Genomic DNA, 25799 nt, shown 5'->3' with positions numbered 1-25799 from the left:
CTGTCGGTGCCTCGAGTCACACTGGGGTTCACACGCCAACGGATGGGAACTTCTGATGGTCGATGCGATAACGGCAGAGGGTCTGGTCAAGAAGTACGGCAAGGTCACAGCGCTGGACGGGGTCGACCTCGCGGTCCCGTCGGGAACGGTGATGGCACTGCTCGGCCCGAACGGCGCAGGCAAGACGACGGCGGTGCGGGTCTTCACCACCCTTCTCGTCCCGGACGCCGGCCGGGCGGAGGTGGCCGGTCTCGACGTCGTCCACGATGCGCGGGTGCTCCGATCCCGGATCGGCGCGTCGGGACAGTATGCGGCGGTCGACGAGTACCTCACCGGTTTCGAGAACCTCGAGATGGTCGGGCGGCTCTACCATCTCGGGGGCAAACGCAGCAAGGCGCGCGCCCGTGAACTGCTCGAACAGTTCGATCTGGTCGAGGCGGGAGATCGTCCCGTGAAGGGCTACTCGGGTGGCATGCGCCGGCGTCTCGACCTCGCGGGAGCGCTCGTGGCCGAGCCGGAAGTGTTGTTCCTGGACGAACCGACCACCGGGCTCGACCCCCGCGCCCGGCTGGCTCTCTGGGACGTCATCGACAATCTCGTCGCCAGGGGCACCACGCTTCTCCTGACCACCCAGTACATGGAAGAGGCCGAGCGCCTCGCCGACCAGATCGCGGTGATCGACCACGGTTCGGTCATCGCCCGCGGAACCGCCGACGAATTGAAGGACCGTGTGGGTGGTGAGCGCATCGAGCTGAGCGTCCGGGAGGGCATCGAGCTCTCCGTCGTGCGCGACGAACTGGCCCCGCTCGCCGCAGGCGACATTCTGGTCGAAGAAAACGTCCGCCGGGTGACGGTGCCGGTGACCGGCGGTGCGGACGCCCTCGTCGAGGCGCTGGGCCGCCTCTCCACTCGAGGAGTGAAGGTGTTCGACGTCGGCCTGCGCAGACCGACCCTGGACGACGTCTTCCTCACCCTGACCGGACACGAAGCCGAAGAGGAGCACATCTCATGAGCGCCCCACAGACGGCGTCCGTGCACACCGCACTCGCGGACGGGCTCACGATCGCCAAGCGCAACATGATCAAGATCAAGCGCGTCCCCGACCTCATCGTGTTCACCACGTTGTCACCGATCATGTTCGTGCTGCTGTTCGCGTACGTGTTCGGTAGTGCCATCCAGGTTCCCGGGATGTCCTACCGCGAATTCCTGATCGCCGGGATCTTCACGCAGACAGTCATCTTCGGGGCCACGTGGACGGGTCTCGGGATGGTCGAGGATCTGCAGAAGGGGATCATCGACCGGTTCCGGTCGCTGCCGATGGCCCCGTCCGCCGTGCTCCTCGGCCGCACCTCCACCGATGTCCTGATCAACATCGTCAGCCTCGTCGTGATGTCGCTGACCGGCCTGATCATCGGGTGGCGCATCCACTCGAGCCTCGGCGAAGCGCTGCTCGGCTACCTGCTCCTGCTGTTGTTCGCCTACGCGCTGTCCTGGGTGATGGCGGTGGTCGGCCTGTGGATCCGGACACCGGAGGTGTTCAACAACGCCAGCTTCATCGTCATTTTCCCGCTCTCGTTCATCGCGAACACGTTCGTCGAGACCACCAACCTGCCCGGACCGCTGAAGGTGATCGCGGAATGGAATCCGGTGTCCGCGGTGACGCAGGCCGTGCGGGAACTGTTCGGAAACACCAACCCGGCCATGACCGTTCCCGACGCGTGGCCGTTGCAGCACCCGATCATCGCCTCCCTGGCATGGTCGGCGGTGCTGCTGGTGATCTTCGTGCCGTTCGCGATCCGGCGGTACAAGAAGGCGGTCAGCCGCTGAAGGTGCCGGACCAACGGGACGCCCGTTGCGTCAGATCGAACGAGCGTCCGGTTCGTCCCGGGGGCTAGCGGAGTTCGCGCGGCGAATCGACGTCGCGGCCCGACCCCAGGTCGGAGCAGTCGACGGCCTCGGCGCCGTGTGCCCCGAGGTATTTCCGTGCACCGGAGTCCCCGGTGAGGCTGCGCCGCAACGGAAGCCAGTGGTCGCGGCCGATCAGCACGGGGTGACCCGGGCGTCCGGAGTAGTGGGCCTGACGGAGCGCCGAGCGGGCGTCGCCGGGCGGCACCGACGCCACCCGACGGACGGCGTCGACACCGAGGTCGGGGAGATCGACCAGGGTGATGACGACGGCATCGACGTCGTCGAACGTCGCCGCGACCTCCAGCCCCCGGCGCAGGGAGGCCGACAGCCCCGACTTCCAGTCTTCCGCGATCCCGACGGTGACGGGGACGCCGGCCGGCAGTAGGTCCTCTGCCTCGTCGGCGCTGGCCCCGAGCACCACGACGGTCGGCCCGCATCCGGCCTCCGACAGCACTCGCACGCCGCGCGCGAGCCACGGTTCTCCGTCCGCGCCGACGACGAGTGCCTTGGGCATGCCCATGCGCGAACCGGCCCCGGCGGCGAGCAGCACGCCCCCGATCGTCATCGTGGTCTCACCTGTCGTCGCAGCATGCGTTCAACTTACTTTTCCTTGGCGAAGTTCGCGTTGACGCGCTGGTAGAGGTAGTCCTCGGCGGTGATGTCGGGGTACTTGCCCGCGGGTCCGGAGATGACGACGTCGCGGTTGGCCTGGGCGAAGAACGCGAGGCTGTAGCGGGCGCCGTGGTCGCCGTCCGGTCCGTGGCTCTTGACGCGGTGGAAGTTGGACGGCAACCGGTCGTCGCTCCACCGCATCAGCATGTCGCCGATGTTGCAGGTGATCGCGTCCTCGGACGGCTCGATGGGCGTCCACTCCTGGGTGTCCATCTCCTTGCCCGGCAGCACCTGCAGACCGCCCTGGCCTTCTTGCTGGAACAGCAGGGTGAGGCAGTCGAAATCGGTGTGGGCGCCGGCGCGCCACAGGCCGAGGTCGCTCCGAAGGTGCTCCGGGATGGCGAAGTAGTGCAGCATGCGCAGGGTGCTCTGGTAGCTGTCCACCGACGGGTCATGGGCCTCGGCGAAGAAGTCGCGCTCGAACCCGAGCTTGTCGGCGAAGCACGACAGCAGTCGCATCGCCACGTCCCAACACTGCGCCTCGAATCCGAGCATCGTGTCGCGGAAACCGGCCAACTCCTCCTCGGTGGGCCACAGGTCGCCCATGTGCGGACGGGTGATCTGGTACGACTCCTTCTCATCCGGGACGCCGATGGAGGGGCGCACCTGGGTTTTGCTCTCCCACCCGGAGTTGAAGCCCCTCTTCAGCGGGTACTGCGCCTTCACGGCCGAATCGAGGGCGAAGAACTGCTCGGACATCGCGAACGCCCTGCGCACGTCGGCGACGTCGATGCCGTGGTTGTAGACCTGGAAGAAGCCGACGTCGACCGCCGCGTTCCACAGCTGTTCGGTGATGTCCGAGCGTCGAGCATCGAAGTCCGAGAGGTCGATTCGTCGGATCTCGCGGTCGGTGGTCTCCGTCCCGAGCCCACCCATGCGGGATTCCTTGGCGAGTTCGTTCAGCGCGTGGCTGCCGGTCATCGTATCCCTCCATCCTCGATTACATGCAATCTTGCGTGTTTGACCCACTATTGCGTGTAAACGTGACGAGTGGAGTCGCAGAAATGACGTGTGCGTTAGATGCTTAGGGGATTTGCAAAGAGTCGGTGGCCGGGTAGCTTGGGAGTAATTACATGCAATCGATACCTCGTGCCCATGTCGCGGCGTGCACCGTAGACTGGCCGGTGGCCTCGACACGCCAACGGTCGGAACGGACGGACACATGGTGGATCCGAACAGAGTCGGCGAACCTGCCCGGCAGGAGTTCGCGCAGCAGTGGGGCGGCTCCGGCAGCGTCGTCGACATCGACGGTCCCGTCCACTGGGTCGAATACGGTGCCGACACCGGATCGCTTCCGGTGGTCATGGTTCACGGCCTCGGCGGCTCGCATCTCAACTGGGTCCGGATCGCACCGGTCCTCGCGGAGCGCACCCGGGTGCTCACCGTGGATCTCCCCGGATTCGGGCTCAGTCCGTCCGGGCATCGCCGGACGGGGGTCGGCGCCAACGCCAAGGTGCTGCATCGCTTCCTCCGGGACGTCGTCGGTGGTCCCGTGATTTTGATGGGCAACTCGATGGGCGGCATGATCTCGCTGTTCGAGGCGGCGGCGCACCCCGAGACGGTTTCGGCGCTGGTTCTCGTCGACCCCGCACTCCCTGTCGCGCAACGGATCCCGGACCCCCGGATCGCCGCGCAGTTTGCGATGTACTTCACGCCGTTCGTGGGGGAGCGGTTCCTGCAGTACTCGAGCAGGAAGTTGACGGACCGGCAGTTGGTCGCGCGGATGATCGACCTGTGCTTCGCCGAGCCGAGCCGGGCGTCGGAAGATTCCCTCGACGCCGCAGCGGCTCTCGCGGGATACCGGCGCGGGCTGCCGTCCGAGGATGCTGCGTTCCTTCAGGCCAGCCGGTCGCTGATGCGGGTCCTGGCTCGCCCGCGCCGATACCTCGACACCATGCAGTCGATCGCGCAACCCGTTCTCCTGCTCCACGGCGACCGTGACCGGCTGGTTCCGGTCGCGGCGGCGCGCAAGGTGGCGACGGCAAACCCGCGGTGGGACAGCGTGATTCTCGCGAACGTGGGGCACACCCCGCAGCTCGAGGTTCCCGACACGATGCTCGACCACGTGCACACGTGGGTCGACCGGCACGGACTGATCGACGCCTAGGCTTCGGCCGACCCGCCGGACCCGGCGATCGACTGCGCCAGCGCGCGGAACAGGTGGGTGAGTTCGGGTCTCGTCGCCGTTCCGCTCCGGACGACCCCGCACACCGGGATGCGCAGCCGGTCGTGCGCCTCGCGCAGGAAGCTCAGCCCGCGGCGGGGAGTCGCGTCGGCCGTGTCGGCATACAGCACCGTCCACGACCGCGGGGTCGTGAGGACATCGAGGGTGGCGGTGTGGTCGCTGGGGATCGACGGTCCGAGCATGACCCGCTGCCCGACCTGCCGAAACGCGTCCTCGACGACGGTGTGGATCAGGATCTGACTGCTGCGTGGCGGGAGCAGCAGGGGGTACGGCGCCAGTTCGCTCAGGTCGACGGTCGAGACCCCCGCCAGCGGGTGTTTGCTCGACGTCACGATCACCAGGTCCTCGAGCCCGAATTCCACCGTTTCGAGCCCGGGCCGGTCGACGCCGCCGCGAATGAGCGCGAGATCGGCGTCCCCCGACGCGACCGCGGTCATCCGGTCGGTGAAGTCCTTGATGACGAATTCGATGTCGAGCTGCGGGAAGTCTTCGCGGACAGTGGATATCGCCTCGAGGCTCTGGGTTGCGAAGCTCATGCTCGCGCTGATGCGGAGCCGGTTGCGGGGATCGAGTCCCACCGACAGCGCGCGGGCCTCGAGGCCCATCATCTCGGCCGCGATGGGCATCAGCCGTTCGCCTGCCGCGGTCAGCCGCGTGGCGCGCGTCGACCGCTCCAGGAGGGTGGTGCCCAACTCGTGTTCGAGCTTCGCGATCTGGTGGCTGATCGCCGACTGGGAGATGAAGCAGCGTTGCGCCGCCCGCGAGAAACTGCCCTCCTCGCCGACCGCGAGGAAGTAGCGAAGCTGTCGGAACTCCATGACCTGAGGTTACGTCCTTCCGTGAAGACTTATGAGCAATCGAGATAACACAATTTCGATTTCCCCAGCTTACTGGCGATTAACAATGGTCGATCCCTAATGTGGAGCTCATACGCGGCGCTAAGTAGACGCCAGAAGCAGTAGGAGGTTTTCGGTGGATCGCACACAGGTCGTCATCGTGGGATCGGGATTCGGCGCCCTCGCGGCGGCGAAGAAGCTCGGCAAGGCAGGCACGCCGTTCGTGCTGATTTCCGAGACCACCGAGCATCTGTTCCAGCCCCTTCTGTACCAGGTCGCAACCGGTGTCATCTCGCCCGGCGAGATCGCCCCGTCCATCCGCGCGATCCTCGCCAAATACCCCAGCGGTGACGTCCGGCTCGGCCGCGTCGTCGACGTCGACCCGGACAAGAAGCAGGTCGTCTACGAGGCCGGCGGGGTGAGCCACACGATCGGTTACGACAGCCTGATCGCCGCGACGGGCGCCCGGCAGGCCTACTTCGGCCACGACGAGTTCGCCGAGGTCACGTACGCGCTCAAGACCGTCGCCGACGCCGACCGGCTGCGCCGCCAGATCGTCCGCTGCTTCGAGGAGGCGCACACCACCTCCGACCCGGAGCGTCGCCGCGACCTGCTGCACTTCATCGTGATCGGTGCCGGTCCGACCGGTGTCGAACTGGCAGGTCAGATCAAGGAACTGGCGGGCCGCTACTTCGAGAAGTCGCTCCGCGACATCACGTCCGAAGACGTCACCGTCACCCTCGTCGAGGGTGCGAACGAGACGCTGCCGGTCTTCGGCGGCAAGCTCAGCAAGTACACGCAGGACTCGCTGGAGAAGGCGGGTGTCGAGGTGGTGCTCGGCACGATGGTCACCGACATCGACGAACACGGTGCCACGCTGTCGTCGCCGAGCGCCGGTTTCGAGAAGCGCCTCACGGCCGACACGATCATCTGGTCGGCCGGCATCCAGGCCAACGACTTCGCCGCCGTGCTGGCGGACCGGACCGGCTGTGAGACCGGCCGCGGCGGGCGCCTGCTGGTCGACGAGGACCTCACGGTGGGCCGCTACGACGACGTCTTCGCAATCGGCGACATGGCCTCGCTGAACAACCTGCCCGCCCAGTCGCCGTTCGCGATGCAGGGTGGACGGCACGTCGCGGCCATCATCACCGGGAAACGCGCCCTCGGAACGCCGTTCACGTACCGCGACAAGGGCAGCATGGCGATCATCAACCGGTTCCGTGCGATCACCCGCGTCGGCAAGGTCGAGCTGACCGGTGTACTCGCCTGGTTCCTGTGGCTCGCCGTGCACCTCGTCTACCTGGTCGGATTCCGCAACCGGTACGTCGCGGTGATGTCGTGGTGCGGTTCGTTCCTCGGACACCGCCGCCCGCACTTCCACTACGCCCAGGAGATCGACCCCGCCGAACTGACCGAGCAGCGAGAGGGTGCCGCGGCCTAACATCGGTCGATGACCGTCACCAGCGCTGGAGTACTCCTGTATCGCACCGACGATGCGGGAGTGCTCCAGTTGTGGCTCGTGCACATGGGCGGCCCGTTCTGGGCGCGCAAGGACGAGGCCGCGTGGTCGATCCCCAAGGGGGAATACGCCGAGGGCGAGGATCCCTACGCGGCCGCGCTGCGCGAATTCGAGGAAGAGATCGGCGCGCCGCCGCCTGCCGTCGAGTACGAGTTACTCGGCGAATTCCGGCAGCCCTCACGCAAGCTGATCACCGTCTATGCGGCGGAGGTGAGCGAGGACGTCACGTTCGTCGAGAGCAACACGTTCGAGCTGGAGTGGCCGCCGCGGTCGGGGAAGTTTCAGCAGTTCCCCGAGGTCGACGACGCCCGCTGGTTCCCGGCGAGCGTCGCCGAGACGAAGCTGGTCAAGGGGCAGCGTCCGATAGTAAGAGCCTTGCGCCTTCGGCGCCCGTGAGTACTTATTAACCGCGGGACGTTAATAAGTACTCACGGGCGCGGGAGCGCACGCCAGACGGCGGCCGGGGTCATCGGGATCCGACGAAGCCGGGCACCGGTGGCGTCCGCGATCGCGTTGGCCAGGGCGGGGGCGACCGGGTTGTACGGGGACTCGCTCATCGACTTGGCGCCGTGCGGGCCCAGTTCGTCGTAGGTGTCCGCGAAGTAGACCTCGGTGTCCGGCACGTCTACGAGCTGCGGGATGTGGTAATTCCGGAGCTGCGGGTTGAGCACCGTCCCGGCGCCGTCGAGGAGGATCTCCTCGTACAGTGCGCTGCCGATCGCCTGCGCGACGCCGCCCTCGACCTGCCCGCGGCACTGCTGCGGGTTGAGGACCGTGCCGGCATCCGCCGCCTGGATGGACTGCAGGATTCGGACCTCCCCGGTGACGGTGTCGACCGCCACCCGGAACGCGTGCACGTTGAAGACCACCGAGCGGGGGGTGCCGTCGTGCCTGCCCTCGGCGCGGATCGGTCCCTCGGGCACCAGCTTGTCGAGTTCGACGACCCGTCCGGCGACCTCGACCGCGTCGGGTGTCAGCGCGCAGTCGGCGTCCTCGGCGGCACCCGCGACGCGGCGGGCGACCTCGAACAGCTGTTCCCGCAATCGGGTTCCCGCAAGATGTACCGCCTTCCCCGCGACCACCGTGCCTGCCGAACCGAATGCGCCGGTGTCGTGCCCGGCGACGTCGGTGTCGGATTGCAGCACGGTGATCCGGTCGGCGGTGGTGCCCAGCGCGGACGCGGCGAGCTGGGCGTGCACGGTGGTGGTGCCGTTGCCGAACTCCGCGGTGCCCACCCGAAGTTCGTACCGGCCGCCCTCGACGAGGGTGCAGGACACGTCCGCGAAGTGCCCCCGCGGCGGAATGGTCGCGATCATGGACGCCGCCATGCCCTCACCGACCCGCCACTGCGGGCCGTCCGGCGGGCGCACGTCGTTGCCGCGGCGCAGTGCGGCCTCCGCCAGGTCGAGGCACTGGTCGAGTCCGTAGCTGCCGTACGTGAGGTCGCCGTGCTCCACCTCGAAGTCGACGAAGTCGTCACCCGGAACGACCACGTTGCGCCGGCGCAGTTCGAACGGATCGATGCCCAGCTGCGTCGCCAGCTGATCGAGCGCGGATTCCACCGCGAAGATGACCTGGCCCAGACCGTAGCCGCGGAAGGCCCCGGATGGCAGGTTGTTGGTGTAGACGGCCTGGGCGTCCACCCGCTTGTTCGGCGACCGGTACAGCGCAACGGATTCGCTGCAGCCGTGGAACATCACGCCCACCGAATGGTTTCCGTACGCCCCGGCGTCCGAGAGCACGTCGACGGCGAGCGCCGTCAGCTTTCCGTCGCCGTCGGCGCCGACCTTCACCGACACCCGCATGGGATGCCGGCACGGGGCGATCGTGAACTGGTCGGAGCGGGTGAACTCGTACTGCACCGGTCTGCCGGTGCGCAGAACGGCGAGAGCGACGAGATCCTCCACCAGCATTTCCTGCTTGGCGCCGAAGCCGCCCCCGATGCGGGCGGTGAACACCCGGACCTGCGAGCGGTCGAGCGAGAACAGGTGGGCGAGTTCGTCGCGGACGAGGAAGGGCACCTGGGTACTGCTGCGGAGGGTGAGCCGCCCGTCGGAGTCGAGCCAGCCGATGGCCGAGTGGGTTTCGAGATGCGCGTGCTGCACGCGTTGCGTCTGCCACGTACCCTCCACCACGGCACCCGTGTCCCGCGCCACCGCGAGTCCGCCGCCGAGGTCGCCGACTTCGCCGTGGACCTCGGCCACCAGGTTCCGGGACGGGTCCGCGATCCGGGAATCGGCGCCCTTGTCACCGTGCAGCAGGGGTGCACCGGGACGGCGTGCCAGGTCGGGATCGAAGACCGGTTCCAGCACTTCGTACTCCACGTCGATCAGTTCCACTGCGCGCCGGGCGATGTCGACGGAGTCCGCGACGACGGCCGCGACACGCTGCCCCCGGAACCGGAGGATCGTGTCGAATACGTAGGTGTCGTCGGGGTCGTCGGTGCGGAACTCGTGGCGGGCCGTGGAGAAGGCGACGTCGGGACTGTCCCGGTGGGTGAGCACCGCGTGGACGCCGGGCAGCCTCTCCGCGGCGGACGTGTCGAGTCGGGTGATGCGGGCGTGCGCGTGCGGGCTGCCGAGGATCTGGATGTGCGTCAGGCCCTCGACGGCCAGGTCGAGGGTGTAGGGTTCGGCGCCGCACACCACCCGGGTGGCGGCAGGCGCGGGAATGGAGCGGCCGAACGACTCACCGGCACTGTCCGATTCGGTGGTGCACACGCCACCGACGGCGTCGCGAATGGCGCGATAGCCGGTGCAGCGGCACAGATTCCCCTTCAGTGAGCGCGGCAGGTCGGCGCGTTGTTCGGAGTCGAGCGCGGACGCGGTCACGACGATCCCGGGTGTGCAGAACCCGCACTGGAAGCCGGCCGCATCGACGAACTGCTGCTGCACGGGGTGGAGTCGATCGGGACTGCCGAGCCCGGCCGCGGTGGTCACCTCACGGTTCTCGGCGCGATGCGCCGGCACCACACACGAGTGCACCGGAGCGCCGTCGAGCAGTACGGAACAGGCGCCGCAATCGCCGGCGTCGCAGCCCTTCTTGACCGCGAACCGCTGCTGTTCCCGCAGGAAGGTGCGCAGGCACTGACCGGGCCGTGGGTCGGCATCCACCGACTGTCCGTCGACCGTCAATTTCATTCCAGCTCCCTCCTGATCTCCTCGGCGAGGACTCCCGTGACGTGCCGACGCCAGTCCGCGGCGCCGTGCGCGTCGGTCAGGTAGTCGGCGGGGGAGATCCGTTCCGACAGAGACTCGCTCAACACGTCGGGGCCGGGAACGGCGGGGAAGCGGAGGACGAACGGGCGGACGGTCGACGCGGTGACGGTCAGCGCGAAACCGTCCGCGTCGACACGCCCGGCCAGCAGGGCGCCGGACCGTCCGAGCGGTGAGTACGCGATCTTGCGCAGCGATGTGCGGCCCCGCAATGCGGTGGCGGGAAGGTGGATGCTGCGGATCAGGTCACCGGCGCCGAGTACCGTGTGACCGGGATCGGTGACGAATCGGTCGACCGGGACTCGGCGTTCACCCCCGTCGGCGGTCCAGAGCAGGAGTTCGGCGTCGAGGGCGCAGCACAGCGTGATCATGGCCCCGGCCGGGAGCGCCAGCGCGAGGTTGCCGCCGACGGTCGCGGTGTGCCAGATCTTCCACGACGCGACGAGGGACTCGGCGCACGGCCGGAACAGGTTCGTCGCCGTCCACTCGGCGGGAAGCGGTGCGTTGCAGAGATTCTCGATGGTGCACGTCGCGGCGAGCTCGAGTCCGTCGTCGTGGACGGTGATCGCAGGCCAGTCGAGGGTGGTCAGGTCCACCAGCCGGGTGATCGTCGGCTGCGGTTCCGAGTGCAGCCAGGTGCCGCCCGCCAGGAACGCCGCTCCGGGTTCCGGGGCGGGTAGGTCGTCACGGCTGCGTGGGGCCGAGAGTTCCGTCACGAACGACAGATCCATCGACTCATCCTGCCTTGCGCACCAGGGCCCGGTGGGCCTGCTCGACCTCCGCGGCGACGTTCTCCTCGTTCACGGTGATCACTCTCCCACGCTCGACGACCGCTCGCCCGTTCACCAGAAGTAACTCCAGCGGCGGTGTGACTCCGAGTACGAGCGCGGCCACCGGATCGGTGATGCCGGAATGTGCGAGGGTATCGACCCGCCACAGTGCGAGATCGGCCAGTTTGCCGGGCTCGAGGGAGCCCAGTTCGTCCTCCCTGCCCACGACCCGGGCCCCGCCGCGCGTGGCGAGTTCGAGGGCGGTGCGCACCGTCATCTCGCCCGGGCCGCCGCGGGCCCGCGCGAACAGCACGGCGTGCCGGGCCTCCTCGAGCATGTTGCACGCCTCGTTGCTGGCGGCGCCGTCGACGCCGAGCCCCAGAGGAACCCCCGCCGCGTGGAGGTCCTTGGCGCGGGCGATCCCGGCGCCGAGGCGCGCATTGGACGTGGGGCAGTGGGCTGCCCCGGTTCCGGTGCCTGCCATCGCGGCGATCGCGACGTCGTCCAGGTGGACGGCATGCGCGTACCAGACGTCGGGGCCCACCCAGCCGAGTTGCTCCATGTACTGCACCGGGGTGCAGCCGAACCGCTCGTGGCAGAAGTCCTGCTCGTCAAGGGTTTCCGCGAGATGGGTGTGAAGTCGCACGCCAGCGGAACGGGCGAGGGCCGCGGCCTCGGTCAGGAGGTCGCCGGTGACGGAGAACGGGGAGCAGGGCGCCACCGCGATCCTCAGCATCGAGTCGGGAGCCGGGTCGTGCCAGCGGTCGATGACGTCCTGGGTGCCCTTCAGGACGTCCTCGAGACGCTCCACCACCGAATCCGGTGGCAGTCCGCCCTGACTGTGGCCGAGGTCCATCGACCCTCGGCTGGGGTGGAACCGGAGCCCGACGGTCTGCGCTGCCTCGATCTCGGCGCCGAAGACGTCGCCGCCGTCGCGCGGCACGACGTAGTGGTGGTCCGTCGTGGTCGTGCATCCGTGCTTCGCCAGCCAGGCGAGACCTCCGGTGGCCGCGGTCCGGACGGCGTCGGCGTCGATGCCCGCCCAGATCGGGTACAGGGTGGTCAGCCAGCCGAACAGGGTGTCGTCGGCGGCGAGCCCGCGGGTGATCCACTGGTACAGGTGATGGTGCGTGTTCACCAGCCCGGGGGTGAGCAGGCAACCCCGTCCGTCGACCACCCGAGCGCCGTCGATCACCGGCGCGGGACCGGCACCGACGTCGACGATGCGGTTGCCCCGCACGACGACGTAACCGTCCGGGTACTCGGTGCCCGCCGCGTCGACAGTGGCGACGTGCGCACCGGAGACGACGACGGTGGCCGGGCCGGCGGACATCAGCTGAGCCAGCCCGCGTACGCCGACCACGCGGGTCCGGCGTCCGGAGCGTCGGACCGCTGCACCGTCGCCTGGATCAGGCCGTACGGGCGGTCGGCGGCGTGGAATACCTCGTTGTCGTTCTCCACCCCGAAGCGGGCGAGATCGTGGGCGAAGTGGTGCTTGTTGGGCGCGGACAGGCGCACTTCCGCGAGCACGGGGTAGCGCTCGAGGATGGCCTTGCCGATCTCGTACAGCGTCTGCTGCAGGGCGAGCGAGTGGACGGTCGCGAACGTCGCGACGATCTGCTCCTTGATGCCGGCGTAGACACCGTTCCAGTCGACGTCGGTGGTGACGAACCGCCATTGCACGACAAGCGAAGTCGCCATCACCCGGTCGTGGGTCTCCTCGAGGATCGTGTACTCGTCCTTCAGGAATCCGAAGAACTCACTGCCCGTGGACTTGAGGATCACCAGATCCTTCAGCCCGCCGACCACCCACGTGCCGTCGGCGTCGACGGTGATCGCCGCGGTGCGCACCTCCTCACCCTTGCGCACCCAGGTGTGGTCGTGTTCCGCTCCGTCGACCACCGCGCGCTGCCAGGCGTATTCCTCGATCTCGATGCGGGCGCCCTCGACCGGGGCCACGTCGTCCACGAAATGTCGTGCCAGCGTCAGCCCGTACTCCTCGATGGAGGCGAGGCCCTTCTCCTTCGCGTAGGAGTACGCCGTCTGCTTCTGGGTGTCGGTGGGCAGCACCGAACTCTGGTCGCCGGCGAGATGCGCCGCCGAGAAATCGCCGCGTAGGCAGGTCGACACGCTCACGTCCCGGATCTCGTGCCGGGGGGTGTCGCGGTAGATCCGCACGATGCGGTTCTCGGCTTTGCCGTACTGGTTGTCGCCCAGGACGATGGCGCCGGTGAGGTCGGTCATTCTTCAGCTCCCGCGGTAGGTGGAATAGGCGAAGGGGGACAACAGCAACGGGACGTGGTAACCGCGCTGCGGGTCGTCGAGGACGAACGTGACGCACACCTCCGGGTAGAACGTCTCCTGGCCGCGGGCGGCGAAGTACTCGCCGGTCTCGAAGACCAGCGAATAGGTGGCCGCGATCAGACCCTCCGGCGCGATCTCGGCGATCCGGCCGTCCGCATCGGTCGACGCGCTCGCGATGACGTCGCGTTCAGGTGACAGCAGGTGAACGAACATCCCGGCCGCGGGTGTGCCGTCGGTGGCGTCGAGCACGTGGGTGCTGAGGATCTTGGACATCAGTGTGCCGTGTCTCCGATCTCGCCGAGAAGGCGTTCGAGGCGTATCCGGTTGATGGCGGCCAGCTCGGTCCGCAGGATCTTGCGCTCCGTGACACTGTCGTTGCCGAGGCGGTCGCGCAGCACGCCCAGCAGTTCGTGCGCCGACCGACCGGACGCGCACACCAGGTAGACGTGCCCGAACTTCTGCTCGTACTCCTCGTTCCCGGCCCGCAGGCGCGCGCGGACGTCGTCGTCGGCGGCGGCGACCGCCGACTGTTCGCGAGCGGACGACGGGTTGTCCGCCCGGTCGCCGATCCTCGGATGGCCGGCCAGGGCCGCGTCGATCTCGGACTCCCTCAGGTCGCCGAGCACGTTTTCGGCGGCGGTGTACAGCGCGTCGGCGGACGGAAACGGACGGCCGGCGGCCATCCGCTGCGCCCACACCGTCGACGAGCAGCACTGCACGAGCAGATCGACGGCCCGCGCGTCGCTCAGTGCGTTGAACGCGATCAGGCCGGGCGGTTCGGTCATGAAGGCTCCTCTCTCGTGCGCCTTTTCGGTACCTCTGGCTACCACTATGGCGCACCGGTGGCGGTCAATTCGGCGATAAGCCCTGCTTCGTCGACCCTGGTGCTGTGTCCGTCCCGGATCAGGACTTCGCCGTCGACCAGCACGGTGTCGACGATCTGCCGGCTCCCGGTGGTCAACAGTGTCGCGCCCGGGTCGCGGACGGGCAGGCAACCGAAGTCGCGCTCGAAGCGGATCAGGGTCAGGTCGGCCGTGCCGCCGACGGCCACACCGTTCGGGCGGGACGCGAAACCGAGATTCTCGTTCGCGCCGTTCGTCGCGAGGTCCATCATGGCGTCGAATCCGAACAGGTCGGCCGTCTTGCGATGCGCCCGCTGCACGTAGGCGCCCATGCGCAGCGTTTCGAGCATGTCCTGGGTGTCGTTGCTGGCGGCGCCGTCGACGCCGAGCCCGACCGCGATGCCCGCCTCGAGCATCTCCGGGACGGGGGCGACGCCGCTGCCGAGACGCATGTTGCTCATCGGGTTGTACGAGACGGCCACACCGCGGCGGGCCAGCACCGCGCGCCCGTGGGCGTCGAGTTCGCAGCAGTGCACAGCGAGCAACCGGTCCCACAGGAACCCGTTCGTGTCGAGGTAGTCGACCGCGCCCGCGCCGACGTGTTCGCGGCACATCACGTCGTCGGTGGGGGTCTCCAGCAGGTGGATCGACACGGTCATGTCGCGTTCGCCCGCTAACTGCCGCACCGCCGCCATCCCCTCCGGTGTCAGCGACCGGGGGTTGGGGACGGCCAGACCGACCGTGACGCGTGTGCCGTCGGCCTGCTTGACCAGCTGGTCGGTGTGCTCGAGCACCCCGGGCAGCGGCTGCAGGAGGCGCGGGTCGACGCCCCACTTGCGCGTTGTGTCCGCGCGGTCCGCCACTCCGCGGCCGAGGAGTGCCCGCACGCCGGTGTCTTCCAGGGCGCGCAGCACCGCGTCGTGCACGTCCGGAGACGGATGCGGCCACATGTGCTCGACCAGCGTCGTGGTGCCGCTGCGCAGGGCGTCGAGGCTCGCGGCGACCGCGGCCAGGTAGGCCCGATCCGGGGTGATGACCGCGGATTCCGCACCCACGGTCTGCAGCCAGCTGAGCAGCGGCTGCCCCTCGCCGATGCCGCGCATCAACGACTGCTGCAGGTGGGTGTGGGTGTTGACGAATCCGGGGATCAGGTACGCCCCGGCACCGTCGACCGCCGTGGCCCCCGACGGTGCCGGAGCGGTCGGGCGGATCTCGGTGATCAGACCGTCGGCGATCAGGACGTCGCGGTGCGGCAGCCAGCGGCCCTTCGCGTAGACGGTGACATCGGAAATCAGATCGGGATGCATCCGCATCCTCCATGGGTTCTCGGGAGTGCGGCTGGTTCGCGCCCGCCGGACACGGGTAGGTCTCGGGCCGACGCAGGCGCAGAAGTCGACGAGTGCCGCGAGCAGGGCCTCGCGCGCCGACAGTTGCGGGGCGTGATCGCTGTCCAACGTCACCACCCGCGCGCCCGGCACCCGGTCCTGCATCGCACGCTGCGTCACGAGCGGCACCGAACGGTCGAGCGTCGCCTCCACGTACAGGCGGGGGACGGAGCCGAACCGCTCCGGCGTCCACACCGGGGCCATGAGACGTGCAGTCTCGAGTTGCGGCAGCAGCTTTCGAGCAGCAGTGATCGCATCACCGGCCGACGATTCGTGAAAGAACACGGCGGCCGCGGCTTCCGGCGGCACGATGGTCCCGGATCCGTCGGGGGTCGACTGCAGCCAGGCCGAGATCCCGACCGGTTCCGGTAGGCGCAGGTCTGCGCAGAGGTCGCCGAAGTTGCTTCCCGACGGCAGCATCATTCCGGCGACGTACGCCACACCCGAGATCCGGTGCGGAAGGCGCTCGGCCACCTGGGTGGTCACGATGCCGCCTCCGGAGTGACCGACCACGAACACGGGCCCGTCCAGCGAAACGATGTGCGCCACGACGACATCCGTCACTGCGTCCAGATCGGTTCGCGCACCGTCCGGCCAGTTTCCCACGCAGGGAAGGTCGAGTGCGTGCGGCTCGTACCCGCTGTCGCGCAACGGCTCCAGAATTGTGTCCCACACCCAGCTGCCCGCCCAGGCGCCGTGGATCAATACGACGTGCCCACGGGTCACCGGGCGGCCACCCGGTCCGCCGCGGCGAGGACCCGCTCGGCCTCCCGTCCCGCGGCCGTGTTCTTCTTGCCGTGACGCGAACCCGCCAGTTTCGCCTTGATGTGCTCACGGACCGTCACCGGTGCGTATCCGTCGTCGGAGTGTTCGCACAGTCCCGGCAGGGTCGCGATCACCGCGTCGACGTTGCCGTCGTGGAAGAACGCCGCCGATCGCCGGCGCTTGATCGTTCCGTCGACGACGGGCGGAGTCACCCGGTGCAGCGTCGACATCCACCGGTCGTTCGTGAGCCGGGCGGTGAGGTCGCCCAGGTTGACGAGCAGTGCGCCCTCCGCGGGGCTCACATCGTGCCAGCGCTCGTCGCGCCCGAGCACCTGCAGGCCTGCCACGCGATCGGCCCACAGCACGGTGACCAGTCCGAAGTCGGTGTGCTCACCCATGCCGGTCAGCTCGCCGTCGAGGGTGACGCCGCCCTCCGGCAGCGCGTAGTTGTTCATGCGGAGGACGTCGATGGAATGGTCGGTCAGGGCGGTGAAGAAGCCCGGATCGAGCCCGAGGGCGTCGGCGAAGATCCGTGTCAGGGTGCGGGCGACGCGCTCGCCGTGCGCGTAGTAGGCCTGCACGCTGTCCGTGAAGGAGGGCACCTCCGGCCACACGTTCAGTCCGTAGTCGTCCTCGGACAGGTCCAGCTCCGGGAACGACCGGGCCTCCGTTCCGACGTTGTAGGCCTCGAAGAAGTCGTTCATCCGGGTGGCCGATTCGACGCCCAGGCTGAGGCTGAGCGACTCGCTCTTCGGCGGACTGTACCCGCGGTTGGCGCCCTCCACGCGATACGTCTTCTTCGTCTCCAGGGGCAGCGCGAAGAAGTCGTCGACGGCGCCGGCGAGTCCCTCGATCACCGGTTCGGGGATGCCGTGACCGAAGATCTGGATGAATCCGACAGTGGCGCAGGCCGAGTCGATTTCGCGCGCCACCCGGGCGCGTTCCGTGTCGGACCCGCCGGTCACGTACGGGGAGATGTCGATGACGTGGACGTCGAACGGCTCAGGCACGGGCGGCAACATGCGGCTCCTCGGAGGTCGGGGGAACGGGGTCGGTTGCGATGACGGGTGCGGAGGCGGCGCGGGCGGCGGCGCCGATCCGGGTGTGGTTGAACAGCAGGTTCAGGGAGAACGCGGAGATGGCGGCGAGTGTGATGCCGCTGCCGAGCAGGATCTGGGCGGACGAGTTGAAGTGCTCGAACATGCCCTCGGCGAACTCGGGGAGCAGGCCGATGCCCACCGACACCGCGACGATGGTGGTGTTGATCCGGTCGCTGAGATCCACCTTGCGGAGCGTGTTCATCCCCACCACCGCGACCGTCGAGAACAGGATGATGCCGACACCGCCGACGACCGGCGCGGGCAGGGCCGCGACGACGGTACCCATCTTCGGGATCAGTCCGAGGACGATCAGGATCGCACCGCTGGTGGCCGTCACGTACCGGCTGTGGACGCGGGTGGTGGCGACGGCTCCGACGTTCTGCGTGAAGATCGTGTCGACGAACGCGTTGAAGATGCCGCCGAGTACGCCGGACAGTGCATCGCCGACGAGGCCGCGGGCCACGTCGCCCTTGGCGAGGGGCTTTCCGGTGATCTCGCCGAGAGCCAGCATGCTCGCCGTCGACTCCGCGAACACCACGGCCATCACGATGCTCATCGCCACCACCGCCGTGATCGGGAACTCCGGTGCGCCGAAGTGGAACGGAGCGGTGATGCCGAACCAGGGGCTGCCGGAGACGCCGCCCAGGTCGATCAGGCCCATCGGAATCGCGACGAGCGTGCCGATCGCGAGGGCGAGGAGCACGCCGAGCTGGGTCCAGATCCCGCGGCCGAGGCAGAGGAAGGCGATCGCGACGAGCACGACCACACCGGCGAGCATGATGTTGCCGGGATCCGCGAAACCGTCTGCCGTCGGATCGTTTCCGACGATGAGGCCGGCGGCGACGCCGATCAGGGAGATGCCGACGACGGTGAGGACGACCCCGGTGACCAGCGGTGGGAAGAACCGGATCAGCCGCGCGAAGGGTACGGCGAGGGCGAGTCCGACGAGGCCGCCTGCGAGCATCGAGCCGTACACCGCCTGAAGCCCGTATTCCTTGGCGATGAGGATCATCGGAGTCAGCCCGGCGAACGTGGCACCACAGACGATCGGTAACCGTGCGCCGGCCAGCTTACCCACCCCGAGGCTCTGGATCATCGTGATGATGCCGGCGATCAGAAGGTCGGCGCTGATCAGCAACGCGACGGTGGACTTGTCGAGTCCTACTGCGGCACCGAAGACCAACGGGACGGTAATGCAGCCGGTGTACATGATGAGCACGTGCTGCAGACCGAAGGCCGCTTGCCGCACCAAGGGCAGGCGCTGGTCGACTGCGTGGAAGGACATGGGTCGATCTCCGTCCGAGTGAAGGGAGCGTTCGAGTTCACGTTCTATTGAGCACGCCAATCTTTTCTCAGCAGGGTCAATTTCGTTTCGTCCGTGTTATCAGTCGCGGTTCCGCGAAACACGGTGCTAGCGTTCGCCTCATGGACGAGGATCAACGCACGCTGGCCGTCGCCATCGGCGCGGCGATCAGGTCGGCCCGGCGTGACGCGGGACTGACCCTGCGCGACGTGGCGGCCAAAACGGGACTGTCGCAGCCGTTCCTGAGTCAGGCGGAGAACGGCCACTCGGTGCCGAGCGTCATGAATCTGCACCGGGTGGCCCAGGTGCTGGGAACCACGGCGCACGCCCTGCTCGAACAGGGCGCGCGCACGCCCACCAGCCTCGTGCGCAGCCGGGAGGGCAGGCGATTCGCGTTGTCGGACGGCGCCGTGCTGCGGTTCTGCTCCACGGGCGTGCGCGCGATGGAACCGAATGAAGTGACGGCGCAACCGGGTTCGCAGGCCGGCGAACACACCGAACACGCAGGCGAGGAGTTCATCTACGTCATCGACGGCAGCATTCGGGTGGAGGTCGGCGTCGAGGAGAGTTACGTGCTCGACCGGGGAGACACGCTGTACTACCCGGCCACCGTGCCGCACCGGTGGTTCAACGACGCCGCGGAACCCGCGCGGTTCCTCATCACGAGCACCCCGCCGTCCTTCTGACCGTCAGCGGCCGAAACCCTCGAGCAGTCCGGTGTACTTCTTGGGCAGGGGAGCCGCGAATTCTCCGTGCGCGCCGGTCCGCAATCCGAGCGTCACGAGGGACTGCACCATGAGGGTGGCCGCCGCCACGCCGTCGACGACCGGCACCCCGAGTTCCGCCGAGATGACGGCGCACAGGTCCGCCATGCCCGCGCACCCCAGCACGATCGCGTCCGAACCGTCCTCGTCGCGGGCGACCCGGCAGGCCTCGGTGATCACCTTCACCGCATCCGGGTCGCGGTCGAGGTCGAGCACGGCGATCTCGCACGCGTGCACCCCGAGGCAGAACCGTTGCATTCCATACCGTTCGGCCAGTTCCCAGGCCCGGCCCCGGGTACGTCCCAGGGTCGTGACGACGCTGAAGCCACGGCCGAGGAAGCTCGCAGCGTGCATGGCCGCCTCCGCGATCCCGAGCACGGGCCCGGAGGCCAGTTCGCGAGCCGCGTCGAGGCCCGGGTCGCCGAAGCAGGCGATCACGTAGCCGTCCACCCCGGCCTCCTCGCCGCGCGCGATCTCCTCGAGAAGCCCGGGGACACTGAGTGCTTCGTCGTAGTGACTCTCGATCGAAGCGGGACCCATCTGCGGGCTCACCGCCTCGACGAGCGTCCCCGGCCCCGCGACGGAGCGGGCGCAGTCGCCGATCTTGTCGGTCATCGACTGGGTGGTGTTGGGATTGATGATCTTGATGTGCACGTTCGTCGACCTATGCTTCGATCGGGGCTGTGCGATGCGCACGACGGGCGCCGGCGGACAATCCGAGGTAGCAGACGAATCCGACACCCATGCCCAGGAACCACGAGTACTGGGCCGCACCAGCCATGCCCCACACGTCGAGTCCGAACGGCTGGGCCTTGAGGATCACGGGAATCATCGCGACCAGGGCGCCGACGACGGTGGAGATGATCGCAGCGGGGTTGTAACCCTTCTTGTACCAGTATGTTCCGCCCTCGGACATGGTGAACATGTCGTCCAGGATCACTCGCTGCCTGCGCACCAGGTAGTAGTCCGCGATGAGGATTCCGAACAGCGGTCCGATGAACGCCCCCAGCGTCTCGAGCGTGTAGTGGATCACCTCGGGATTGTTGTACAGGTTCCACGGTGTGATCAGGACGGATCCGACGGCGGCGATCATTCCGCCCGTACGCCAGCTGATGCGCTGCGGGCTGACGTGCGAGAAGTCGAATGCCGGGGAGACGAAGTTGGCGACGATGTTGATACCGATGGTGGCGACGATGAAGGTGAGGAGGCCGAGGACGACGGCGAACAGGTTGTCCATCTGCGCGACCGTCTCGACGGGGTCGGTGATCAGGCGGCCGTACACGGGCAGGGTCGCGGAGGCGGTGACGACGGTGAGGATCGAGAAGAACAGGAAGTTCACCGGGAGGCCGAGGAAGTTGCCGCGTTTGACCGCGCCGAACGTCTTGCCGTACCGGGAGAAGTCGCCGAAGTTGAGCATCGGGCCCGAGAAGTACGACACGACAAGGGCGATCGCGCCCAGCACCACGGGCACAGCCGACCAGCCGGTGTAGTTCACCTCGCCGAGGTTCAGGCTGATGTTCGACCATCCGGCCTCGCTGATCAGGTAGATCGCGAGCATCAGCATCACCACGTAGACCGCGGGGCCGCAGAAGTCGATGAACTTGCGGATGCTCTCCATGCCACGCCAGAAGACCAGCGCCTGCAGCACCCACATCGTCATGAACCCGGCCCAGCCGAGCGCCGACAGTCCGAGGAATCCGTGCTCGTGCACGTCCGCCCAGGGCGCCAGACCCGGCCAGATCTTCAGGCCGAGGATCACGAACGCGTGCGACGCCAGGTACGTCTGGATTCCGTACCAGGCCACCGCGATGAGGCCGCGGATGATGGCCGGGACGTTGGCGCCGAGAACACCGAAGGCGCTGCGGCACATGACCGGGTAGGGGACGCCGGTGACCTGGCTGGGTTTGGCCACCAGGTTCGCGAACACGTTGACGATCGCGATGCCGACCACCAGCGCGACGAGGACCTGCCAGCTGGTCAGTCCGAGCGCGAACAGGCTGCCCGCGGTGACGTAGCCGCCGACGCTGTGCACGTCGGACATCCAGAACGCGAAGATGTTGTACGACGACCACGACTGCGTCTTCAGCGGCGCGAGATCGTCGTTGGTGAGTCTCGGGTGATAGCCGGGCTTGATCAGCCCGGCGCCGGCCAGGTGTGCACCGGGGACGGTTTCCCCCTCGTTGGAGGGTGCTGTCTGAGTCATCGTTTCGCTCCCTGGTGCAGTACGGACACGACTGCGTCGACGTAAGGGTGCCTCGGTGAAAAGCACACCACCGAAGTGCTGGGAGCAAAAGTAGTTTTCGGATATTTCCTGGTTGTGACGGCGAAGATATATTCTCGCCGGCGCACCCTCCGAGCCGAGAATATATCTTGCCGGACGGCCTACCCGGGCGTGTCCCGGAAGATTCCGGTGTCCGTGGGGAGGGCGGCGATCACCGTGTCGAGTTGTTCGTTGTGCCGGTCGGTGGCCGCCTTCAACGCCGCGGCGTCGCGGGCGAGGAACGCCGCCAGCATGTCCCGGTGCCCGAGGTGAAGTTGCAGCCGCGCCGGCGTCCCCACCTGCGACATCGGCTGCACGGGCTCGGTGATGTTCCACGCCGACTCGAACATGTGCAGCAGTCGCTGCATCCGGCACGGCGATGCCAGGGCGAGGTGGAAGTTACGGCTCTCCCGGTGGTACGCGGTCAGGTCGTCCTCGAGAACCGAGCGGTCGAGTGCCGCGTACGTCGCCCGGGCCCGTGCGTCGTCGGCCTCGTCGGCGAGGGTGATCGCCACGGAGTGCGCCGCCGACTCGAGGACACCCCGCACCAGGTAGAGCTCCTCGAGTTCGTCGACGGTCAGCCGGGCGACCGTGTACCCGGCGTTGGCCCGGTGGTCGACGAGCCCCTCGCCGATCAGCGTCTTCAGCGACTCCCGGATCGGGATGCGGCTGACGCCGAAGTGCTCGGCCACCTCGTCCACCGGGATCGGGGTGCCCGGCGGGGCCCCGCCGCTGAGGATCACCCGGCGCAGCTCCTCCAGGATCACGGTCTGCGAGCTGCCGGGATCCCGGTTGGCCAGGTTCGTGACCAGCACCGATGGTCGTCGCGGGGGCATCGGGTCGTCCTCAGGCGGGGTGTACGGCGCGCCAGTGGCGGGCGATGTCGATGCGCCGGGCGACCCACACGTCGTCGTGGGACTGCACGTGATCGAGGAACCGCTCCAGCGCCGCGGTGCGGGCGGGCCGTCCGACGATGCGGCAGTGCAGACCCACGGACAGCATCTTCGGCGCCCCGGCCGTTCCCTCCGCGTACAGGACGTCGAAGGCGTCCCGCAGGTGCGCGAAGAACTGCTCGCCGCTCGGGAAACCGCCGGGCGACGCGAACCGCATGTCGTTGGTGTCGAGGGTGTACGGCACCACCAGGTGGTCGACGAGGCCCTGTCCGGGGGTGTCGACCTTCACCCAGTAGGGGAGGTCGTCGGCGTACGAATCGGAGTCGTACTCGAAGCCGCCGTGCTCGACGACCAGCTGCCGGGTGAGCGGGGAGTCGCGGCCGGTGTACCAGCCGAGCGGGGCCTCGCCGGTGAGGTCGCGCAGGATCTCCACCGCCTCGGCCAGGTCCTTGCGTTCGGTGTCCTCGTCGGAGAGCTGGTACGACTTCCACCACAGACCGTGGCAGGCGATCTCGTGACCGAGTTCGCGAAAGGCGCTGACGGCCTCCGGGTTCCGCTGCATCGCCTTGGCGACCGCGAAGATCGTGAGCGGTAGCCCTCGTCGCTCGAAGGCCCGGAGCACGCGCCACAGTCCGGCGCGGGATCCGTATTCGTAGATCGATTCCATGCTCATGTGCCGGTTCGGGAACGGTTGGGCCCCGACCATCTCGGACAGGAACGTCTCCGATGCCTCGTCGCCGTGGAGCACGTTGTTCTCGGCGCCCTCCTCGTAGTTGAGGACGAACTGGACGGCGATCTTCGCGCCGCCCGGCCACTGCGGATCGGGTGGGTGCTGCCCGTATCCGACCAGGTCACGGGGGTAGCTGGAGTCGAAAGCGTGGGTCATGATTCCAAGCCTGCCCGACCCGCCTCGGTCAGGGAACCCCACAGGCGCAGCCGCGCCGTGCCGCCGTCCCGGTCGCGGACGCTCGCCTCGCCCGGCGGCGGACTGTGGAAGCTGGGCGCGGTCAAGGTGTTCGGGGTCACGGGTGCGGCTACCTCCTGATCGGGCGTGGGGCAAGTGTAGGGCGTCGGCGGGGGTGCTGCGGGCGGTCCTCGTGCGCGGGGAGGTGCTCAGCTCCCCGGAACCACCGCCCGGGTGAGGAGGTCGCGCAGTGTGCCCACCGTGCATCCGGGGGCCTGCGCGCGGACAGCGGCCTCGTCGAACGCGCCGCACGCCAGTCCCCGCAGGATCACCGTCGCGAGCGCCTGGGCGGTGGCCGGTTCGTCCATCACCCCGCCGCCCTGGCGGTCGAGGTAGGCCTGCACCCGGGTGGCGGCGGCGGGCAGCGCGGCGCGGTAGAAGTCGAACGTCGCGAGCCAGCGGGTGATCAGATGCCCGGGATGCATGTCCCATCCCTGGTAGTACCCGCGTTCGAGCGAACGGGTGACGAGCCGGTAGTGCCGGGCCAGCGCGGCGTGGATCTCCTCGTCGCTGCCCTGCGGGATGACCTGGGTGGATCCGTCGCACACCCACACCCCGGTCTGGGCCGCCGCCACCAGCATCACGGACTTGGCGTGGTCGGCCACCGGATGCTCGAGCGACTGGAACCGTGACGCGATTCCGCAGGCCGCGCTGTAGTCGTAAGTGCCGTAGTGCAATCCGGTGCAGCGTCCGTCCGCGAGGTGGATGGCCTTCGCGACGGTCACGGTGCCGTCCGGTCCGAGCACGGCCTGGGGGCTCTCGATCTGCAACTCGAAGCGCAGCGACCTGTCGGGGAGCCCGTACGCGCGCTCGAGTTCCTCGCACAACGCGACGACGGCGGTGACCTGCTGGGCCGCACGTAGTTTCGGCACCGTGAACACGAAGCCGTCGGGAACCCCACCCGCGCCTTCGAGGACGAGTTCGAGCGTCCGGATCCCGCGGCGGCGCTCGTGCGGGGCCAGACCCTTCGCGCGGATGCCCAGCGACCGCGGGCCGGGCGGGTCCGAGGAGAGCAGTCGCAGCGTGCGTCCCGCCTCCAGTGCGGCCGCGTCCTCGACGTCGTCGCTCCGCCAACCGAAGCCGTCCTCGAAATCGATCCGCAGATCCATGATCGGACGGTGCTCGAGCATCGCGCGGACGTCGGGAAGCGCACCGGTCGTTCCGATTTCGGACAGCGCATTCGTGTGCCTGTCCAGCAGTTCGACAGCCTGCTCACCCCACAACCTCGGGGTGTCCGGTCCGGCGTCCGCCGCACTCACATAGACGGTGTGGACGGGCTGCGGTTGCTGCCGATCACCCGGAAAGGCGTCCGCAAGGTCGGTGTCGACCGGGTCGAGGAGTGCGTCGACGCGGTCGAAACCGCTGTCGGGGAGACGGCTGAGGTACTGGGGGTTCACGCCACGATCTTGGCAGAAACGCGGGATTCTCGTCGTCCACACCCCGCCGGGTGGTCGTCGTTCAGGCCGTCGCACCGCGCAGATACGACTCGACGGCGCGGGCCAGCTGCCGCACGCTGCGATCGGTCCCTGGCTCGATGCCGTCGAGTGACCGGGCTCCCACGAAACGGTCGAAGACCAGGCCTTCGACGACGCTGACGAAGTCCGCGCCCGCGTTCTCGGGGTCGGCGACGCCGAGGGCGTCGAACAATTCGGTGGCGCGGGCACGGGAGAACAGGCACGTCGCGAGGAGTGCGTGCAGGTCGGCGTCACCGGACAGTTCGACGGACAGCGCGTGCCGCGCAACGACGTCGTCGTGACGGGTGTGCAGCAGCCGGTCCAGCGACCGGGCCACGCCCTCGGCGACGGAGGCGAGGTCGAGTGGTGGGGCCGTCGTGGTCGCGAATTCCTGCCGCGAGCGGTCGGCGAGCCGGCGCACGGCGGATTCGATCAGGGCTCGCCGGGTGCGGAAGTAGTAGGACGTGGACCCGCCCGGGAGATCCAGTGCACGGTCGACGGCCCGATGCGTCAGCGCGCGCATGCCCTCCCGCGCGATGATCGTGATCGCCGCGTCGGCTATCCGCTCACGCCGCTCGGGCACGGTGTCTGCCTCCTCACATCGGCTTGTCGCCCGAGACTCTACATTCGTAGTGTTTCCACTGTGGATGTAGAGGTTCT

General features: G+C 68.3%; 25 protein-coding genes and 1 pseudogene. 6 read left to right on the top strand and 20 right to left on the bottom strand.

Going from position 1 to position 25799, the window contains the following annotated elements; all coding sequences use genetic code 11:
* The first annotated feature begins 55 nt into the window (after positions 1–55).
* Both HGB39_RS12270 and HGB39_RS12265 read left to right on the top strand, forming a co-directional pair.
* Entirely contained in the window at positions 56–1012 is a 957-nt protein-coding gene (locus HGB39_RS12270; protein ID WP_005566074.1) for a daunorubicin resistance protein DrrA family ABC transporter ATP-binding protein, read from the top strand.
* On the top strand, positions 1009–1827 hold the full coding sequence (locus tag HGB39_RS12265) for an ABC transporter permease (RefSeq protein WP_005244857.1): 819 nt from the start codon (positions 1009–1011) through the stop codon (positions 1825–1827). Before HGB39_RS12270 ends, HGB39_RS12265 begins: the two co-directional genes overlap by 4 nt.
* Before the next feature lie 64 nt (positions 1828–1891).
* Here HGB39_RS12265 and HGB39_RS12260 read toward each other — a convergent pair whose 3' ends face one another.
* Positions 1892–2473 carry a nucleotidyltransferase family protein gene (locus tag HGB39_RS12260; RefSeq protein WP_005566073.1) on the bottom strand — a complete coding sequence of 194 codons (582 nt, stop codon included), beginning with the start codon at positions 2471–2473 and terminating at the stop codon, positions 1892–1894.
* A 35-nt stretch (positions 2474–2508) separates the two neighbouring features.
* Positions 2509–3501, bottom strand: a complete 993-nt coding sequence (locus HGB39_RS12255; RefSeq protein ID WP_005566072.1) for an isopenicillin N synthase family dioxygenase — start codon at positions 3499–3501, stop codon at positions 2509–2511.
* A gap of 241 nt (positions 3502–3742) precedes the next feature.
* On the opposite strand from HGB39_RS12255, the gene HGB39_RS12250 reads away from it, so the two are divergent.
* A complete protein-coding gene (locus tag HGB39_RS12250; protein ID WP_043789491.1) occupies positions 3743–4687 on the top strand; it encodes an alpha/beta fold hydrolase in 945 nt (314 codons plus the stop codon).
* Here the strand turns inward: HGB39_RS12250 and HGB39_RS12245 are convergent.
* The gene (locus HGB39_RS12245; protein ID WP_005244852.1) at positions 4684–5583 is read right to left on the bottom strand and encodes a LysR family transcriptional regulator; all 900 of its coding nucleotides are present in this window, start codon (positions 5581–5583) and stop codon (positions 4684–4686) included. The two genes, HGB39_RS12250 and HGB39_RS12245, sit on opposite strands and share 4 nt — an antisense overlap.
* A gap of 154 nt (positions 5584–5737) precedes the next feature.
* Here HGB39_RS12245 and HGB39_RS12240 point away from each other — a divergent pair, with 154 nt between their 5' ends.
* A complete protein-coding gene (locus HGB39_RS12240; RefSeq protein ID WP_005566068.1) occupies positions 5738–7042 on the top strand; it encodes an NAD(P)/FAD-dependent oxidoreductase in 1305 nt (434 codons plus the stop codon).
* Between the two features lie 9 nt (positions 7043–7051).
* Positions 7052–7516, top strand: coding sequence for an NUDIX hydrolase (locus tag HGB39_RS12235; protein ID WP_005566066.1), 465 nt, complete (start codon positions 7052–7054; stop codon positions 7514–7516).
* A 32-nt stretch (positions 7517–7548) separates the two neighbouring features.
* On the opposite strand, the gene HGB39_RS12230 is transcribed toward HGB39_RS12235, so the two are convergent.
* The 10 genes and pseudogenes from HGB39_RS12230 to HGB39_RS12185 all read right to left on the bottom strand — a co-directional run bounded on the left by HGB39_RS12230 (position 7549) and on the right by HGB39_RS12185 (position 18786).
* Positions 7549–10260 carry a molybdopterin-dependent oxidoreductase gene (locus HGB39_RS12230; protein WP_064080163.1) on the bottom strand — a complete coding sequence of 904 codons (2712 nt, stop codon included), beginning with the start codon at positions 10258–10260 and terminating at the stop codon, positions 7549–7551.
* The gene (locus tag HGB39_RS12225) at positions 10257–11066 is read right to left on the bottom strand and encodes an FAD binding domain-containing protein (RefSeq protein WP_005568745.1); all 810 of its coding nucleotides are present in this window, start codon (positions 11064–11066) and stop codon (positions 10257–10259) included. Before HGB39_RS12225 ends, HGB39_RS12230 begins: the two co-directional genes overlap by 4 nt.
* Before the next feature lie 4 nt (positions 11067–11070).
* On the bottom strand, positions 11071–12438 hold the full coding sequence (locus HGB39_RS12220) for an 8-oxoguanine deaminase (protein WP_043790710.1): 1368 nt from the start codon (positions 12436–12438) through the stop codon (positions 11071–11073).
* Positions 12438–13349: a factor-independent urate hydroxylase gene (gene pucL, locus HGB39_RS12215; RefSeq protein ID WP_005568749.1), complete on the bottom strand. Its 912-nt coding sequence runs from the start codon at positions 13347–13349 to the stop codon at positions 12438–12440. Before pucL ends, HGB39_RS12220 begins: the two co-directional genes overlap by 1 nt.
* A 3-nt stretch (positions 13350–13352) precedes the next feature.
* Positions 13353–13682: a hydroxyisourate hydrolase gene (uraH, locus tag HGB39_RS12210; protein ID WP_005568751.1), complete on the bottom strand. Its 330-nt coding sequence runs from the start codon at positions 13680–13682 to the stop codon at positions 13353–13355.
* The gene (gene uraD, locus HGB39_RS12205; RefSeq protein ID WP_005568753.1) at positions 13682–14194 is read right to left on the bottom strand and encodes a 2-oxo-4-hydroxy-4-carboxy-5-ureidoimidazoline decarboxylase; all 513 of its coding nucleotides are present in this window, start codon (positions 14192–14194) and stop codon (positions 13682–13684) included. The genes uraH and uraD overlap by 1 nt, the downstream gene beginning before the upstream one ends.
* 44 nt (positions 14195–14238) lie before the next feature.
* The gene (locus HGB39_RS12200) at positions 14239–15558 is read right to left on the bottom strand and encodes an amidohydrolase family protein (protein WP_054248345.1); all 1320 of its coding nucleotides are present in this window, start codon (positions 15556–15558) and stop codon (positions 14239–14241) included.
* A gap of 60 nt (positions 15559–15618) precedes the next feature.
* A pseudogene (locus HGB39_RS12195) lies at positions 15619–16362 on the bottom strand (alpha/beta fold hydrolase); the annotation flags it as partial.
* On the bottom strand, positions 16359–17423 hold the full coding sequence (locus HGB39_RS12190; RefSeq protein WP_064080162.1) for an isopenicillin N synthase family dioxygenase: 1065 nt from the start codon (positions 17421–17423) through the stop codon (positions 16359–16361). The gene HGB39_RS12190 and the pseudogene HGB39_RS12195, both read right to left, overlap by 4 nt.
* The gene (locus HGB39_RS12185) at positions 17404–18786 is read right to left on the bottom strand and encodes a uracil-xanthine permease family protein (RefSeq protein ID WP_005567127.1); all 1383 of its coding nucleotides are present in this window, start codon (positions 18784–18786) and stop codon (positions 17404–17406) included. The genes HGB39_RS12190 and HGB39_RS12185 overlap by 20 nt, the downstream gene beginning before the upstream one ends.
* A 140-nt stretch (positions 18787–18926) precedes the next feature.
* Here HGB39_RS12185 and relB point away from each other — a divergent pair, with 140 nt between their 5' ends.
* Complete coding sequence (gene relB, locus HGB39_RS12180; RefSeq protein ID WP_005567129.1) at positions 18927–19490, top strand: type II toxin-antitoxin system RelB family anti-toxin; 564 nt, start codon at positions 18927–18929, stop codon at positions 19488–19490.
* 3 nt (positions 19491–19493) lie between these two features.
* Here the strand turns inward: relB and HGB39_RS12175 are convergent, their stop codons facing one another.
* The 7 genes from HGB39_RS12175 to HGB39_RS12145 all read right to left on the bottom strand — a co-directional run bounded on the left by HGB39_RS12175 (position 19494) and on the right by HGB39_RS12145 (position 25722).
* Entirely contained in the window at positions 19494–20222 is a 729-nt protein-coding gene (locus HGB39_RS12175; protein ID WP_005567130.1) for an aspartate/glutamate racemase family protein, read from the bottom strand.
* Between the two features lie 10 nt (positions 20223–20232).
* The gene (locus tag HGB39_RS12170; protein WP_005567132.1) at positions 20233–21771 is read right to left on the bottom strand and encodes an NCS1 family nucleobase:cation symporter-1; all 1539 of its coding nucleotides are present in this window, start codon (positions 21769–21771) and stop codon (positions 20233–20235) included.
* Positions 21772–21950: 179 nt separating this feature from the next.
* Positions 21951–22664: a GntR family transcriptional regulator gene (locus tag HGB39_RS12165; protein WP_037206963.1), complete on the bottom strand. Its 714-nt coding sequence runs from the start codon at positions 22662–22664 to the stop codon at positions 21951–21953.
* A 10-nt stretch (positions 22665–22674) separates the two neighbouring features.
* Positions 22675–23607, bottom strand: coding sequence for an allantoinase PuuE (gene puuE / locus HGB39_RS12160; protein WP_005567134.1), 933 nt, complete (start codon positions 23605–23607; stop codon positions 22675–22677).
* Positions 23604–23747 carry a hypothetical protein gene (locus HGB39_RS12155; protein ID WP_166680663.1) on the bottom strand — a complete coding sequence of 48 codons (144 nt, stop codon included), beginning with the start codon at positions 23745–23747 and terminating at the stop codon, positions 23604–23606. Before HGB39_RS12155 ends, puuE begins: the two co-directional genes overlap by 4 nt.
* 87 nt (positions 23748–23834) lie before the next feature.
* Positions 23835–25082 (bottom strand): DUF6986 family protein, encoded by a 1248-nt coding sequence (locus tag HGB39_RS12150; protein ID WP_005567136.1) that lies wholly within the window; start codon positions 25080–25082, stop codon positions 23835–23837.
* 61 nt (positions 25083–25143) lie between these two features.
* Complete coding sequence (locus HGB39_RS12145) at positions 25144–25722, bottom strand: TetR/AcrR family transcriptional regulator (protein ID WP_005567138.1); 579 nt, start codon at positions 25720–25722, stop codon at positions 25144–25146.
* Between the last annotated feature and the right edge of the window lie 77 nt (positions 25723–25799).

The sequence above is a fragment of the Rhodococcus opacus genome (assembly GCF_012396235.1).
Lineage (GTDB): Bacteria > Actinomycetota > Actinomycetes > Mycobacteriales > Mycobacteriaceae > Rhodococcus_F > Rhodococcus_F opacus.
This window is presented reverse-complemented; position numbering and strand designations above follow the sequence as displayed.

Coding starts and splice junctions, on each gene's coding strand:
- HGB39_RS12270 (WP_005566074.1), top strand. CDS start 56: ATGGTCGATGCGATAACGGCAGAGGGTCTGGTCAAGAAGTACGGCAAG.
- HGB39_RS12265 (WP_005244857.1), top strand. CDS start 1,009: ATGAGCGCCCCACAGACGGCGTCCGTGCACACCGCACTCGCGGACGGG.
- HGB39_RS12260 (WP_005566073.1), bottom strand. CDS start 2,473: ATGACGATCGGGGGCGTGCTGCTCGCCGCCGGGGCCGGTTCGCGCATG.
- HGB39_RS12255 (WP_005566072.1), bottom strand. CDS start 3,501: ATGACCGGCAGCCACGCGCTGAACGAACTCGCCAAGGAATCCCGCATG.
- HGB39_RS12250 (WP_043789491.1), top strand. CDS start 3,743: ATGGTGGATCCGAACAGAGTCGGCGAACCTGCCCGGCAGGAGTTCGCG.
- HGB39_RS12245 (WP_005244852.1), bottom strand. CDS start 5,583: ATGGAGTTCCGACAGCTTCGCTACTTCCTCGCGGTCGGCGAGGAGGGC.
- HGB39_RS12235 (WP_005566066.1), top strand. CDS start 7,052: ATGACCGTCACCAGCGCTGGAGTACTCCTGTATCGCACCGACGATGCG.
- HGB39_RS12230 (WP_064080163.1), bottom strand. CDS start 10,260: ATGAAATTGACGGTCGACGGACAGTCGGTGGATGCCGACCCACGGCCC.
- HGB39_RS12225 (WP_005568745.1), bottom strand. CDS start 11,066: ATGGATCTGTCGTTCGTGACGGAACTCTCGGCCCCACGCAGCCGTGAC.
- HGB39_RS12220 (WP_043790710.1), bottom strand. CDS start 12,438: ATGTCCGCCGGCCCGGCCACCGTCGTCGTCTCCGGTGCGCACGTCGCC.
- pucL (WP_005568749.1), bottom strand. CDS start 13,349: ATGACCGACCTCACCGGCGCCATCGTCCTGGGCGACAACCAGTACGGC.
- uraH (WP_005568751.1), bottom strand. CDS start 13,682: ATGTCCAAGATCCTCAGCACCCACGTGCTCGACGCCACCGACGGCACA.
- uraD (WP_005568753.1), bottom strand. CDS start 14,194: ATGACCGAACCGCCCGGCCTGATCGCGTTCAACGCACTGAGCGACGCG.
- HGB39_RS12200 (WP_054248345.1), bottom strand. CDS start 15,558: ATGCATCCCGATCTGATTTCCGATGTCACCGTCTACGCGAAGGGCCGC.
- HGB39_RS12190 (WP_064080162.1), bottom strand. CDS start 17,423: ATGTTGCCGCCCGTGCCTGAGCCGTTCGACGTCCACGTCATCGACATC.
- HGB39_RS12185 (WP_005567127.1), bottom strand. CDS start 18,786: ATGTCCTTCCACGCAGTCGACCAGCGCCTGCCCTTGGTGCGGCAAGCG.
- relB (WP_005567129.1), top strand. CDS start 18,927: ATGGACGAGGATCAACGCACGCTGGCCGTCGCCATCGGCGCGGCGATC.
- HGB39_RS12170 (WP_005567132.1), bottom strand. CDS start 21,771: ATGACTCAGACAGCACCCTCCAACGAGGGGGAAACCGTCCCCGGTGCA.
- HGB39_RS12165 (WP_037206963.1), bottom strand. CDS start 22,664: ATGCCCCCGCGACGACCATCGGTGCTGGTCACGAACCTGGCCAACCGG.
- puuE (WP_005567134.1), bottom strand. CDS start 23,607: ATGACCCACGCTTTCGACTCCAGCTACCCCCGTGACCTGGTCGGATAC.